The organism is Phocoenobacter atlanticus subsp. cyclopteri (genome assembly GCF_018343795.1).
In the GTDB taxonomy this organism is placed as follows: Bacteria; Pseudomonadota; Gammaproteobacteria; order Enterobacterales; family Pasteurellaceae; genus Phocoenobacter; species Phocoenobacter atlanticus.
The window spans coordinates 663,338-677,834 of the sequence record NZ_CP074346.1 but is presented as its reverse complement, the minus strand read 5'-3'; the positions used below and the strand labels follow the sequence as shown (position 1 = coordinate 677,834).

Sequence of the window (14,497 nt, the reverse complement as noted above, 5' to 3'; positions counted from 1 at the left end):
TAGTAAATTAAACTAGTACTATGGTTTTATAATACAAGGGAGCATTAGTAAACGTAGTTTATGTATATGCTCCCAAATGCACGGGATAACATATTTTACAAATTATTTATTTCATTTGACCGCTCTCTTTTAGACTTTATAGTGTTTTAGATTATTTTATCTCGAGCAACGGGGGGGGATCTAACGTTTGCTAATGCCACCTCTACGATCCAAATAACTATTATGTAAATAGTCCAGCACTGATTTCAATTCAATTTAATTTAATTTAATTTAGTATAAATAGAAATCTTCGCATTGTATGGAATTTCCAAACTAAAAAAGAAACCCTGATACCAATGTTAGTATCAGGGGAGGTCTTACTTAAGGATTATGAAAAACTCTACACTTTAATCTATCAGCATATTGTTACTTACTATGACTAGGCATTTTTCAATAAGTTCATAAAAAAAGTAATTTTATTGATTTAATTTTGCAATTTCTTCATCTCTCAACACACGACGAAGGATTTTACCTATATTAGTTTTAGGCAATTCATCTCTAAATTCTACATCTCGTGGAATTTTATACCCTGTTAAATGCTGACGACAATGCTTTTTAAGTTCATCACGAGTTAAACTTTCTTCTTTTTTAGTCACATAAACTTTAATGCTTTCACCAGAACGCTCATTTGGAATACCCACAGCGACCACTTCATTGACCTTGGGATGTAATGCTATTACATCTTCAATTTCATTTGGATAAACATTAAAACCTGAAACAATAATCATATCTTTTTTACGATCCACAATACGCAAATTGAGATCTTCTCCCATTTCTACAATATCCCCTGTTGCAACCCAACCATCTTTAATGGATTGTGCAGTATCTTCAGGTCTATTCCAATAGCCTTTCATTACTTGAGGACCTTTAACCCACAACTCCCCTCGTTGACCTAAAGAAACATCATTACCTTCATCATCAACAATTCGGATATCTGTATTTGGCATTGGAATACCAATTGAGCCAGAGTATTCTGTTGAATCAATTCTTGTTGCAGAAATAAGAGGAGAACATTCTGTCATCCCATAACCTTCAATAATATGACACCCTGTTGTTTCGTGCCAACGTTGTGCAACTGAACGCTGAACTGCTGCACCGCCGCCCACAGACATTTTTAATTTAGAGAAATCAATTTCTTTGAAGTCTTCATTATTTAATAACGCATTAAACAATGTATTTACTCCTGTCAGAGCAACAAAAGGGTATTTTTTGATATCTTTCACAAAGGCAGGAATATCACGAGGATTAGTAATCAATAAACCTGCTAAACCTAATTCAATAAAAAGTAAACAGTTAATGGTTAATGCAAAAATATGATACATCGGCAATGCAATAACACCTACATTGCCTGATCCCGTTCCTAACAAAGGCTCCCCTACCCATTTTGCTTGCATCACATTTGCAATCACATTTTGATGCGTTAACATTGCCCCTTTAGCGACACCGGTTGTCCCTCCAGTATATTGTAAAAAGGCTAAATCTTCTTTATCAATTATTGGTTTAATATATTGTCGGTATTTACCAATATTTAAGGCTTCTCTAAAAGTCACTGCGTGAGGAAGTTTATATTTTGGTACTAATTTTTTAACATATTTCACCACAAAATTAACGAGATTACGTTTACCGAAAGAAAGCTGATCTCCCATTCTAGTTAAAATCACGTGCTGAATAGGGGTATTAAATACCACTTTTTCTAAAGTTGCCGCAAAATTTGAAACAATCACTATTGCTTTTGCACCGCTATCATTAAGCTGGTGTTCCAATTCTCTTGGTGTATAAAGCGGATTAACATTCACCACCACCAAACCTGCTCTTAACGCACCAAACAACGCAATTGGGTATTGCAATAAATTTGGCATCATCAATGCAATACGATCCCCTTTCTCCAATCGTAATTCATTTTGTAAATAAGCAGCAAAAGCTCGACTACGCTCTTCCAACTTACGAAAAGTTAATACTTTCCCCATATTAATATAAGCAGGAATATCTGGATGCCTTCTTATAGCATTTTCAAACATCTCCAATAAAGATTCATACTTATCCACATCAACTGTCTTTTCTGCAGTTGGCGGATAATTTTTGAACCAAATCTTACCCATTATTATGTTCCTCTATTTTTATATTTATTTTCTCTAAAACAATTGAGTATTCTACAATATTTAAACAATATATTCATTAATAAACTTCAGCAGCAATCTTTTCTGCAAATTGACCAATACTTACGGCAAAATAATTTGAATTATTCCAGCGTTTTAATACTCGATAATTATTAGAAACTAAAAAGGCTCTCCCCACTTCTTTATTTGGGAGAACTAGCCACAAATCCGTATCAGATAACTGATCTAATTTTATTAAATTCATATCATCTAACTTAATAATATTTATCCCTAAATCTACCCATTGCGATAATTTTTTTGCCTTCTTTTTTTGAACACCTGATAATGCTAAGTCTATAGGTAGACTAAGTTCTACTTCAATCCCCCAAGGTAAAGTATTGTCCCACCCCATACTTGAAATATAAGACGCAATCGAAGCAAATACATCATAAGGTTCACTCCAAATATCTTTCTGACCATCATTGTTACCATCTACTGCATAATGTAAATAAGTTGTAGGCATAAATTGAGATTGTCCCATTGCTCCAGCCCACGACCCTTTCATTTTCAATCGTGAAATTGTTTTATTTTCAAGAATTTTCATCGCATTAATAAACTCTTGTGTAAATAACTTTTCTCTTCGTCCATCAAATGACAATGTGGCTAATACGGAAAGAACATCATAATTACCTTGATAATAACCAAAGCTACTTTCCATCCTCCACAATGCCATCAAATACTCTTTTGGTACATTATATTTCTTACTCGCTTTTGTTAATTGAGGTTGATATTCCCACCATAAATCAACGGCTTTATTAACCTTTTTTTGAGTTAATACTCTTTTTAAATAATGGGTTATACCGTCAGGATTAGGACGAGGAGGCAAAGTAGAGTGTGGTTTTTTAGAAGATTGTCGCTGATCTAATTCAACCGCTTTATCTATATAAAAAATATCATTCTGTTTTGCAAGAAATTGAGAAGAAATACCCGCTTGTTTTGCTTTATTTTTAAAAAATTAACATAATCATCAAAATTATCTAATGTTCGAGCTTTATTATATGTTTTAAGTTGATATTCTGAACTATTTGCACAACTTGTTGAAATACCCGCTATTAGTAACAATCCAACGAATAATCGTAATTTTTTCATAAAATTTACCTAAAATAAGAAAATAGTTTTGATTTTGTCAAATTTTAGCAATGTTGTCTAGTTTACTTGGCAGGACAATATACTTTTAACTATTGATTTAAAAAATTAATAGTACCTCTTTCCTCTACAAGCGGAGAAGGGAATTTTTGTATAGGCATAGCAATTCACAATAGGATTAAGCAAATGCCTTAGAAAGAAGGGTTATGGAATCAAGAAAAAATTTATTTGTTCGTGGCAAATTGGTTTTTTAGTAAAATAGCATTATGTGAACAATTTGGTATTAGTCGTTCAACAGATAATAAACACCGTTGTTATTTCCCGACAGTGATGGATAACTTCAGCCGTTATATGTTGCTTTGCCAAACTCCAGTCACAAGCCAATTTATTTATTTTGAATTAATTTTTGATTATATTTAAAAATAGGACTCAAAGATAACCTTGAACCCTACTTTTAGAACTTACACAATTTGTAGATAGTGTCAATTATTCAATATTTTCTTCTTCCATTTCTTTCTTGATCCATTCAACAAAGTAATGAATTTTTTCTACTTTCGCCATTTGAGGTGGATAAACCACATAAAATGCTTTGTCATCGTAAAGATCAGTAGGAAATAATTCTACTAAATGCCCTTCATCAATTTCGTGATGAGCCAATATTCTGTTGGTAATAGCAATCCCTTGTTGATGCATTGCTGCTTGCAATACCATAAATGAATGGCTAAATACTGACCCTGATTCCGCATCTAATCCATCTAAATTCAAATGCTCTTTCATTTTTTTCCATTTGTTATGGGTGTTGGAATGCAATAAGGGTTTGCCAATTAAATCTTCTGGTGTTTGAATATTATGTTCTTTAATAAAAAGATCTGTCGCCAAAATAATAATTCGTGCTTCTGCAAGGCGAACCGATTCAAGGTTTTCCCAATGACCGAGTCCATAATAAATTGCTACATCGATTTCTTTACCTAATTTACCTTCATCTTGATCAACGCCTTTTATTCTTACCTCAATATCAGGGTGTTTTTGATGGAAATCATTTAAACGAGGAACCAGCCAATGAATACCAAAAGTTTGAGGAACACTAATAGTTAATACTTGACGAGTTCTTGTTTTTTTGGCTCGATCAGTAGCAACAATGACCCTGTCTAGAAGCGGTTGGATATCTTCAAAATATTGCAAACCCACTTCTGTTAATTCCAACATTCGATTATGACGATAAAAAAGCGGTGTTCCAAGAAACTCTTCAAGTAACTTAATTTGATGACTCACTGCGGCTTGAGTAACAAATAATTCTTCAGCAGCCTTTGTAAAATTCAGATGCTTTGCTGCAGAAACAAATGTTTTTAACGCATTTAAAGGAGGTAGTTTTCTATTCATTATTTTTTCTTATTTTAGAGATAAAAAAATCTCGTTTGTTTTATATATCTAATACACTTAGAATGAGATCATACGTGCTTGGGTATTCATTTTTTATCTAAGTACGATGTTGTGTTTGCATATTAGCTTAGACCTCTAAGCTAGAGTAACAGTAAGTTACTCATTTCACTTCCTGTAATTTTAAACCTTATTTGGTTTAAGTTTCCGTCCATTACTACTCGTAATTGGGCGGTTTTTTTTTACGCCATTCTATACCAAAAATAATTATTCTAATAGTGTTAATTAAGTGTTCTATCACTTTTTATACTAAAAATAGTCATTTTATTTCTTGTCAATCCATTCTCTATAATGATATAAATAATACGGTCTATTATAAAAATAAAAGGAACACAACATTATGACAAATATTGATTGGAAAAATTTAGGTTTTTCGTATATAAAAACAGATTATCGTTTTATTGCTCATTGGAAAGAGGGTAAATGGGATGGAGGCAAACTAACACAAGATGAAACCCTTCATATTAGCGAATCCTCCACCGCCCTGCACTACGGTCAACAGTGTTTTGAAGGCTTAAAAGCCTATCGTTGTAAAGATGGTTCAATTAATCTTTTCCGCCCTGATGAAAATGCAAAACGTATGCAACGCAGTTGTGAGCGTTTATTAATGCCTACTATTCCAACAGAAATGTTTATTCAAGCCTGTAAAGACGTGGTGAAAGCTAATGAAAAATGGTTGGCTCCTTATGGTTCTGGTGCAACTTTATATTTACGTCCATTTATGATTGGTGTCGGTGAAAATATAGGAGTGAAAACTGCTCCTGAATTTATTTTTTCTATTTTTTGTTGCCCTGTTGGTAGCTATTTCAAAGGCGGATTAACCCCTTCTAATTTTTTAGTATTACCTGAATACGATCGTGCCGCTCCTTATGGTACAGGAGCAGCTAAAGTTGGTGGAAATTATGCTGCAAGTTTAATACCTGGTAAAATTGCACAAGAACGAAATTTTAGTGATTGTATTTATCTTGATCCGACTACTCACACTAAAATTGAAGAAGTTGGAGCTGCAAACTTTTTTGGTATTACAAAAAACAATCAGTTTATTACCCCAAAATCGCCCTCTATTTTACCCAGTATTACAAAATACTCCCTGCTTTATTTAGCACAAGAACGTTTGGGTATGGAAGCAATTGAAGGTGATGTTTATATTGATAAACTTGATGATTTTATTGAAGCAGGTGCTTGTGGAACGGCTGCGGTGATCTCTCCGATAGGGGGTATTCAATACGGCAATCACTTTCATATTTTCCACTCAGAAACGGAAGTAGGTGAAATAACCAAGCGTTTATATAATGAACTAACTGGTATTCAATTTGGTGATATTGATGCACCTGAAGGTTGGATTGTGAAAGTATAGTCTACGAAAAGGTCAAGCTCCCTCGGAGTATTTATGCTGATTACAATCTAATTATACGCATAACTACCCATCGATATATAAATATTGGGGAGCAATTTATATCTACGTGAGAAATTAAATTTGTAAATTTTTGATTTGATCTACCCGCTATACTTATGCCTAATAATATTTTGTGAGAATTTTATATCAAATAGCGGGGGATCAATTAACCCTGGATATTATAACCACTCCAACTTGCTATCAATACAATCACTCCTGTAATAATACGTAGCCACGCAAAAATAGTAAAATCTCGACGACTTACCCAAGCCACCAACCAGCGAATACAAAGCAATGCAACAATAAAAGAAATCAGCGTACCTAAACCTAATACCATCATATCTTCAGAAAATTGCAATAGATCTTTGTGTTTCAGTAAATCTAATAAACCTGCACCAATTAAAACAGGAATACCTAAGAAAAAAGAAAATTCAGCTGCCGCTTTACGAGAAACACCAAGCCATAACGCCCCAATAATGGTTGAGCCTGAGCGAGATGTTCCTGGAATTAAAGCTAAACACTGGAATAATCCAATTTTTAATGCCGTTTTAATATCTACTTCTTCTGCTTCTGTGGCGATAATTTGTTTCGGTAATTTTTCTACATAAAAAATCAACAAACCGCCAATAATTAGCATTACCGCCACTACAATAGGGTGAAATAGATAAGCTTTAATTTGATCCGCAAAGGTAAAGCCGACAATCATTACTGGGATAGTTGCCACAATTAAGCTAAAGCCTAATTGACGTGGATTACTTAATCCCTCGGCTTTACCAGTAATCAAACCAATAAAAGCGTGCCATAAACGTCCCCAGTAATCATAAATTACGGCTAAAATTGCACCTAGCTGAATAACTACAATAAAAAGATCCGATTTTTCTACTGTCCAAAAATCCATTAAATCAGCCGATAAGATCAAATACCCCGTACTTGAAATAGGCAGAAATTCTGTAATTCCCTCAACAATTCCCATTATTAAGGTTTTGATTATTAATAAAAAATCCATAATTCCTCTATTTTTTATAATAAATTTCCGCTCCCTTAGCCTGTCGAAGGGTAAGGAAATTTTGCAGTTACTTTATAAATTAAACAACCGACCTAACTCAGCCGCAATACTATCTTCATTATTTGAACCAATGGTTTTATCGGCTTTATCTTGAACCTCTTGTTCACAACCTCCCATTGCAATACCTAAGCCTGCAAACTCAAGCATACTGATATCATTAAAGTTATCCCCAAATGCCACCACTTTTTGTGGTTCAATACCTTCAATCTTTAATAATTCTTTTAAACAATTTCCTTTGGTATTTCCTTGATGAGTAATATCGACACGATCCGCCCAAGACCATTCAGGACTAACTTGATCAAGCGGTAACTTATTCACAAAATTTTGCATTTTTTGGAGATCAGGATCACTGATTAATACTTTCCAAACAGTCACACCTTGATCAATCAGATCTTGATATTTTTCAACTTGATGTACATCTGGACGAACACTTTCATCACAAGAGTTTACCCATTTTAAAAAACGTTCAAAATGTGGATTAAGTGCTTCATAGGTCATTGCATCACGAAAATAAACTGAAACGTGAATACCTTCAGCTTGTGCAGAATTAATCAAATCGGACGCTAATTTAGGAGGTAATGGATTGGATACCAATACTTTATCTTGATGAAAATCATAAAGATAAGTTCCATTACAGCAAATGACTGGTGTATCTAAATCCAATTCCGCATAATAAGGACGAACTGCCGTATGATGACGTCCTGTTACAATATAGACTTTAATTCCTTTTTCACGTATTTTTTGAATGGCTTGTTTACTGGATTCTAAAATAGTCGCATTACTACTTAATAGCGTACCATCTAAATCAAACGCAACTGCTTGATATAACATATTTTTTCCTTTTTAAAAATTAAACAAAAATTTCTCTGACCAGTAGCTGTAAACTGGTATTCCCTCTAAATTCATTAATATCTAAACTATATACTAACCGAGCCGTTTTAATCGACAAATCTGGAAACAGGGTTAAATCTGCATTAAATAAAATCGCATCAAATAATTGATTATGAATTTCTACCATCATTTTAAGGTGCTTACTGCCCACTAAACGTTGTTGAATAATTTTAAATTCACCTTCAAAAAGTGGTTCAGGAAAAGTTTGTCCCCAAGGTCCACTTTCTTGAATTAAACGTGCTGTTTCTAAATTAAATTCATTCTGTTGTAACTCACCATCGGTATAAATAATATTTTGTAACTGTTCCGCACTGACTGTTTGGTTAATGATTTCATCAAAGACTTTTTGAAAATGCACAAAATTATCTTGATGAATAGTTAATCCCGCCGCCATTGCGTGACCGCCAAATTTCAGAATAAGATCAGGGTGTTTTTGATCAATAAGCTCCAATAGATCACGCATATGTAAACCAGAAATCGAACGTGCCGATCCTTTAATAAATTCACTCTCCTCACTTTCTTGTGCAAAGGCGATGACAGGGCGATTAAACTGATCTTTGATACGAGAAGCTAAAATACCAATCACACCTTGATGCCAATCAGGTTGATAAAGCACAATACCGTATGCTTTTAAATTTTGCATTAAATTAGGCAGTTTTGCACAAATTGAAAGAGCTTCCGTTTTCATATCTTGCTCAAATTCTTTACGTGTTTGATTTAAACTATCCAATTCAAACGCAATTTGACGTGCTTTGCTCATATCATCACAAATCAATAATTCCACACCTAACGCCATATTTTCTAAACGCCCTGCAGCATTTAAACGAGGGGCAATCGAAAATCCTAAATCACTGGCTTTTAACTGGTTAATATTTCGTTTTGCAATTTCAACTAAGGCTTTTATTCCTACTCGGCAATAACCAGAACGAATACGATTAATGCCTTGATGCACTAAAATTCGATTATTGTGATCTAAAGGCACAACATCAGCTACCGTCCCTAATGCAACTAAATCTAACAACCCAGCTAAATTGGGTTCTTGATCTTTAAATAAATTTTGTTCACGCATACGACTACGCAACGCTAACATTACATAAAAAATAACGCCCACACCCGCCAATGATTTAGAAGGAAAGCTACAGTCAACTAAATTTGGATTGATAATCACATCAGCACAAGGCAATTCATCTGGAGGTAAATGGTGATCAGTAATCAGCACTTGAATATGATGTTGTTTTAATAGAGCAACCCCTTCCACTGAAGAAATACCGTTATCTACTGTAATAACAACTTCTGCGCCCCTATCTATTACCATTTGAGCGACACTGCTACTCAATCCATAACCTTGTGAAAAACGATCAGGGATCAAATAATCAACATCTAAAAAGCCAAGCTGCTTTAATGCTAATAATGTTAATGCTGTACTAGTTGCTCCATCGGCATCAAAATCGCCCACAATAATAATTTTTTTCTGTTGATGATAAATTTCAATCAATAGATCGAGCATTTTTTCAATATTGGCAAATTGCATTGGAGAATGTAGATTTTTTAACCCATATTCTAATTGTTGAGGTAAGCTAATACCTCGAGCTTGATAAAGACGATTAAGTAATGGATTATCAGATAGTTTTTCTGTTGTAAGAGGAAAGCGTTGTTGTATGATTTTATTTAATGACATAATTTCTTATTTAAAAGTAAGCGGTACGATCTTATAAAAAATTTGCAAATTTTTAATTAAATCATACCGCTTTAAAAGGGATTATTCTTGTAACATTTTGAGTAATTCTTTTGGTGCGACATAACCTGCTATGACTTCACCTTTAGACGTAATCATATTTGGTGTTCCTCTAATGCCAAACTTCACACCTAAATCATATTGCTTGTTAATCATTTTAGGTGTGGCTAATGTTTGAGGTAATTTTCCATTTTTTGCTTGAGTTAACGCATAATTTTTATCTTTTGCTGCCCAAATCGCTTCCATTTGACGAGCGGTTTGGCTTTTTAACCCAGCACGAGGAAATGCTAGATAACGAATAGTTATACCTAAATCATTATATTCCTGCATTTCTGAATGAAGTAATCGACAGTAACCACAACTGATATCTGTAAATACAGAAACCACATATTTTTCATTTTTAGCGGGAAAAATGATCATTTCATCTTTTAAGTTTTCCAGTTCTGGCATTAATGGTTTATAGGTAATATCTGTTACCTTATCATTCTTAAACTCCAAAATAGAACCCTGAATAATAAAACGTCCATCATTACTAATTTGTATCACCCCTTGTTCTGAAATAACAGATTTAAAATTGGGTAATGCAGAATCACTAATTTGAATATTTTTAGCACCCATTTCTTCTAACTGTGTTTGTAATTTTGTATTATTAGCAAACACATTACTAATAATAAATAACCCTAAACAAGCAAGCAAACTTTTTTTCATTTTTTATCCTTAAAATTCTATTTTAATTTCTTTATGATACTTTTAGCTTTTGCTAAAAATATTTTTCGTTCTTTATTTGACATTGTGGAGTTAGCGTTAACTCCCGGTAATCTGACTGTCATAGGGTTTACTGCTCTGCCATTAATATGAAATTCATAATGTAAATGAGGACCTGTTGAACGCCCTGTGTTTCCAGAATAACCAATACGTTGTCCTTTCTTCACTCGCTGCCCTCTTTTCACCAATTGACGACTTAAGTGCATATAAACTGTTGCGTATTTTTTATTATGTTGAATTTTGATATATTTACCTGCTCCTTGACGCTGATAAGCTACTGTTGTCACAATACCATCAGCAGGGGCAATAACTAACGTTCCTGTTTTAACACCAAAATCTACGCCTTTGTGAGGTCTGATCCTACGAGTAATTGGATGACGACGATATGGGTTGAATTTTGAGGTTATGCGAGGTTTAAAACGTAACGGATAACGAGAAAATTTAGTTCTATGTTGTGCTGCACCATTTTCTCCATAATAACGTCCATTAGTCGCTTTGATTGCATAATAATCTTCTTTTCCTCGAGTCAGACGAAAACCTTCAATATCACCTATCGTAATACGCTTATTATCAACATATTCACAATTTGCCAAAACAACAAACTCATCCCCTTTTCGAAGTCTTTTTAATGATAATTGTGGTTTTAAACCCGTTGCTATTTGACTAATTTGACGTAATGATATTCCTATTTTTTGTAAGCTTACACTTAAATTCCCCTCAATTTCGCCTTTTAATAACTCTTTTTTCCACACACCTTTCTTCAATATTTCTTTGTATGAATAATCACCATTTTTTTCTCGATCAAAAATATGTTCCTCTTTCTCAGAAACAAACCAGCTTAGATGTTTTAATTGATTATTCTCAACCACTAAATAAATCTGTTGTTTTGATTTCAAATGAGAAAGTTTAGGATATTTTTTAATTAAATCTTTTGAAATACTTTGGTCTAAACCAAATTGTTCAAAAACATCATTTAATGTCTCATTTACTTTAAGTGTATAATCAAACTCCTCAGGATAAGAATTATTTTCTAAAGGACTATTTACACCTTCCGTTACAACGTCTTTTCCAACCAAATCCTCTGATATAGGGATTGTTGCTTTTACTAATTCATCAGAAATATCTATAACTTGATCAATCAAACTTTCATTAACAAAAATATCATCACTACTAATAATAGCTTGTTCTTGTATGACTATATCTTGATCTTGCTTTTTAAATGCAAAAAAAATACTCAACGATAATAAAAAAAACACAGCAAAAAAAATCATCCAACGTTTCCGTTGTTTTCTCTTTTTACGCTCTGCTGCTAAAATTATATATTTCAAGTTATTTACCTACTTTTACCGACTCTATCTACTTACTTTATTATGAAAAAATACAGGTGCGAATTATACACATTTATTTACAATTATTTTAGTCTTTTAATCATTAATTGTTGCGACTTTTATCAAAATCCGTTAATTTTATCACGTTTCTAAAAACCATAAGAAAATTATTGCAAAAAATGACTAAAATCACACCGCTTATTTCATTAAAAAATATTAATGTTTATTTTAATGCTCAGCATATATTACAAAATATTCATTTAGATATTTATCCGAATACCATTACCACTATCGTTGGTCCAAATGGTGGAGGAAAATCAACTTTATTGAAAGTATTATTAAAATTGCTTTCACCAAACTCAGGTGAAGTTATTCACGTAAAGGGGTTAAAAATTGGTTATGTACCACAAAAACTGCATATTGAAAATTCAATGCCAATCAGTGTTGAACGATTTCTAGCGTTAAAACCCCAGTGTACAAAAGTAATGATTCAAGAAGTTTTAACTCTATTTTCTATTAATCACCTTGCTAAAAATAGTTTACAAAAACTGTCTGGTGGCGAAATGCAACGTGTGTTGTTAGCTCGTGCAATGTTAAATAAACCCCAACTCTTAGTGCTTGATGAACCTATGCAAGGCGTTGATATAACAGGACAAGCCGAACTTTATCAATTACTCAATAAAATGCGTTCAATGTTAAACTGTGCCATTTTAATGGTTTCTCACGATCTTAACATCGTAATGGCAAATACTGATGAAGTACTCTGTATTAATCATCATATTTGTTGTTCTGGAACACCTGAAAAAATTACCAACGACCCCAAATTTATTGATTTTTTTGGGGATCAATTTGCGAAAAATATTGCGGTTTACTCACATCATCACAACCATCATCACGATCTGCACGGCGATGTTTGTACTGATTGTCATTGTAAAAATTAAGGTCTATTTATGTTTGAAATTCTACTTCCTGCTTGGCTTGCTGGCATACTACTTTCCTTTATTACTGCTCCTTTAGGATCCTTTGTAGTATGGCGAAAAATGGCTTATTTTGGTGATACTCTCTCTCACTCTGCTCTACTCGGTGTTGCTTTAGGCATTTTTTTAGAAATTGACCCTTACATTGCGGTTATTATAATGACAGTTATTCTTGCACTACTCTTAGTTTGGCTTGAACATCGAACTAATTTTGCGATAGATACTATGCTGGGCATCATCGCTCATAGTAGCCTCTCTTTAGGGGTTATCACAATTAGTTTACTGGATAATGTACGAGTAGATTTAATGGGGTATCTATTTGGTGATCTACTCGCCATCGATTTTTATGACCTCAAAATTATTGTTATTGGCGTTCTTTTTATTGCTCTATTATTGATATTATTTTGGAAAAAATTACTCTCAATAACAATTAACCCTGAGCTTGCTCAAATTGAAGGATTAAAAGTAGCACAACTCCGTTTACTACTAATGCTTTTAACTGCTTTAACAATTGCATTAAGTATGAAATTTGTCGGTGCATTAATTATTACTTCGTTGCTTATTATCCCTTCTGCAACAGCAAGAAGATTTGCAAAAAGTCCTGAACAAATGACCGCTTATGCGATACTTTTTAGTATTTTATCTGTCTCTGGTGGTTTATTATTCTCTGCCTTTAAAGATACACCAGCAGGTCCATCTGTTGTTATTTGTGCTGCTTGTTTATTTGGTTTATCTTTATGGAAAAAAGATGCTTAATGATTATTTAAAAATTTGAGAATATAGCTACTATGACTAGAATAGACAACTACAATCAACGTTTTGGCGGTATTGGTCGTCTTTATACGCCACAAGGATTAGAAAAATTACGTCAATCGCATATTTGTGTGATTGGCATTGGTGGCGTGGGTTCGTGGGCGGTGGAAGCCTTTGCTCGTTCAGGGATTGGCAATATTACCTTGATTGATATGGACGATATTTGTGTTACTAATATCAATCGCCAAATTCACGCACTTTCTGGGCAAATAGGCAACCTAAAAACCGAGGCAATGCAAGAGCGTATCAAACTGATTAACCCTGAATGCGAAGTACAAATTATTGATGATTTTCTAACCAAAGATAATTTGAGCGATTATTTAATGCGTGGTTATGATTATGTGATTGATGCAATCGATAGCGTGCAAACCAAAGCGGCGTTGATTGCTTATTGCAAACGCAATAAAATTAAGCTTATCACTACGGGCGGAGCAGGTGGTCAGACTGATCCAACTCAAATTCAAATTACCGATTTAAGCAAAACAATCCAAGATCCCCTTGCGTCCAAAGTACGGAATATTTTGCGTAAAGAGTATAATTTCAGCACCAATCCAAAACGCAAATTTGGGATTGATTGCGTGTTTTCAACTCAGCCGTTGATTTTCCCCAAAATGGGCGAGGGTTGTGAAGTGTCAGCAACAATGAATTGTGCCAATGGTTTTGGAGCGACAACGGTGGTGACTGCCACTTTTGGATTTTTTGCGGTAAGTCGTGTAATTGATAAACTTTTAAAGCAGATTTAATGGCGATTTAATGTTAAAATTAACGCCATATTGAGAATTCATTATTTTTATTAACAAAGAGGATT

Annotated in this window: 12 protein-coding genes and 1 pseudogene; 5 read left to right on the top strand and 8 right to left on the bottom strand. The window is 33.6% G+C overall.

Annotated features, from left to right (window positions below):
• Window positions 1-455: 455 nt before the first annotated feature.
• Together fadD and KGI96_RS03125 are read right to left on the bottom strand one after the other, a co-directional pair.
• The gene (gene fadD, locus KGI96_RS03130; protein ID WP_211597518.1) at window positions 456-2,138 is read right to left on the bottom strand and encodes a long-chain-fatty-acid--CoA ligase FadD; all 1,683 of its coding nucleotides are present in this window, start codon (window positions 2,136-2,138) and stop codon (window positions 456-458) included.
• Between the two features lie 76 nt (window positions 2,139-2,214).
• A pseudogene (locus tag KGI96_RS03125) lies at window positions 2,215-3,284 on the bottom strand (lytic murein transglycosylase).
• 231 nt (window positions 3,285-3,515) lie between these two features.
• Here KGI96_RS03125 and KGI96_RS03120 point away from each other — a divergent pair.
• Window positions 3,516-3,701 carry a hypothetical protein gene (locus tag KGI96_RS03120; RefSeq protein WP_211597516.1) on the top strand — a complete coding sequence of 62 codons (186 nt, stop codon included), beginning with the start codon at window positions 3,516-3,518 and terminating at the stop codon, window positions 3,699-3,701.
• Window positions 3,702-3,767: 66 nt separating this feature from the next.
• Here the strand turns inward: KGI96_RS03120 and KGI96_RS03115 are convergent, their stop codons facing one another.
• Entirely contained in the window at window positions 3,768-4,661 is an 894-nt protein-coding gene (locus tag KGI96_RS03115; RefSeq protein WP_211597515.1) for a transcriptional regulator GcvA, read from the bottom strand.
• Between the two features lie 397 nt (window positions 4,662-5,058).
• On the opposite strand from KGI96_RS03115, the gene KGI96_RS03110 reads away from it, so the two are divergent.
• On the top strand, window positions 5,059-6,075 hold the full coding sequence (locus KGI96_RS03110; RefSeq protein WP_249111406.1) for a branched-chain amino acid aminotransferase: 1,017 nt from the start codon (window positions 5,059-5,061) through the stop codon (window positions 6,073-6,075).
• A gap of 205 nt (window positions 6,076-6,280) precedes the next feature.
• Here KGI96_RS03110 and KGI96_RS03105 read toward each other — a convergent pair whose 3' ends face one another.
• The 5 genes from KGI96_RS03105 to KGI96_RS03085 form a co-directional block, all read right to left on the bottom strand.
• Window positions 6,281-7,120 carry an undecaprenyl-diphosphate phosphatase gene (locus tag KGI96_RS03105; RefSeq protein WP_211597514.1) on the bottom strand — a complete coding sequence of 280 codons (840 nt, stop codon included), beginning with the start codon at window positions 7,118-7,120 and terminating at the stop codon, window positions 6,281-6,283.
• 72 nt (window positions 7,121-7,192) lie between these two features.
• Window positions 7,193-8,011, bottom strand: a complete 819-nt coding sequence (locus tag KGI96_RS03100; protein ID WP_211597513.1) for a pyridoxal phosphatase — start codon at window positions 8,009-8,011, stop codon at window positions 7,193-7,195.
• A gap of 19 nt (window positions 8,012-8,030) precedes the next feature.
• Window positions 8,031-9,749 (bottom strand): single-stranded-DNA-specific exonuclease RecJ, encoded by a 1,719-nt coding sequence (gene recJ / locus KGI96_RS03095; RefSeq protein ID WP_211597512.1) that lies wholly within the window; start codon window positions 9,747-9,749, stop codon window positions 8,031-8,033.
• 81 nt (window positions 9,750-9,830) lie between these two features.
• On the bottom strand, window positions 9,831-10,514 hold the full coding sequence (dsbC, locus tag KGI96_RS03090; RefSeq protein WP_211597511.1) for a bifunctional protein-disulfide isomerase/oxidoreductase DsbC: 684 nt from the start codon (window positions 10,512-10,514) through the stop codon (window positions 9,831-9,833).
• A 17-nt stretch (window positions 10,515-10,531) separates the two neighbouring features.
• A complete protein-coding gene (locus KGI96_RS03085; protein WP_213156546.1) occupies window positions 10,532-11,899 on the bottom strand; it encodes a peptidoglycan DD-metalloendopeptidase family protein in 1,368 nt (455 codons plus the stop codon).
• 179 nt (window positions 11,900-12,078) lie between these two features.
• On the opposite strand from KGI96_RS03085, the gene znuC reads away from it, so the two are divergent.
• Genes znuC through tcdA form a run of 3 tightly spaced genes read left to right on the top strand, consistent with a single transcriptional unit; the run spans window position 12,079 to window position 14,432 of the window.
• A complete protein-coding gene (znuC, locus tag KGI96_RS03080) occupies window positions 12,079-12,840 on the top strand; it encodes a zinc ABC transporter ATP-binding protein ZnuC (protein ID WP_211597509.1) in 762 nt (253 codons plus the stop codon).
• A gap of 9 nt (window positions 12,841-12,849) precedes the next feature.
• Window positions 12,850-13,632, top strand: a complete 783-nt coding sequence (gene znuB, locus KGI96_RS03075) for a zinc ABC transporter permease subunit ZnuB (RefSeq protein ID WP_211597508.1) — start codon at window positions 12,850-12,852, stop codon at window positions 13,630-13,632.
• A gap of 32 nt (window positions 13,633-13,664) precedes the next feature.
• Window positions 13,665-14,432 (top strand): tRNA cyclic N6-threonylcarbamoyladenosine(37) synthase TcdA, encoded by a 768-nt coding sequence (gene tcdA, locus KGI96_RS03070; protein ID WP_213156545.1) that lies wholly within the window; start codon window positions 13,665-13,667, stop codon window positions 14,430-14,432.
• Window positions 14,433-14,497 lie beyond the last annotated feature (65 nt).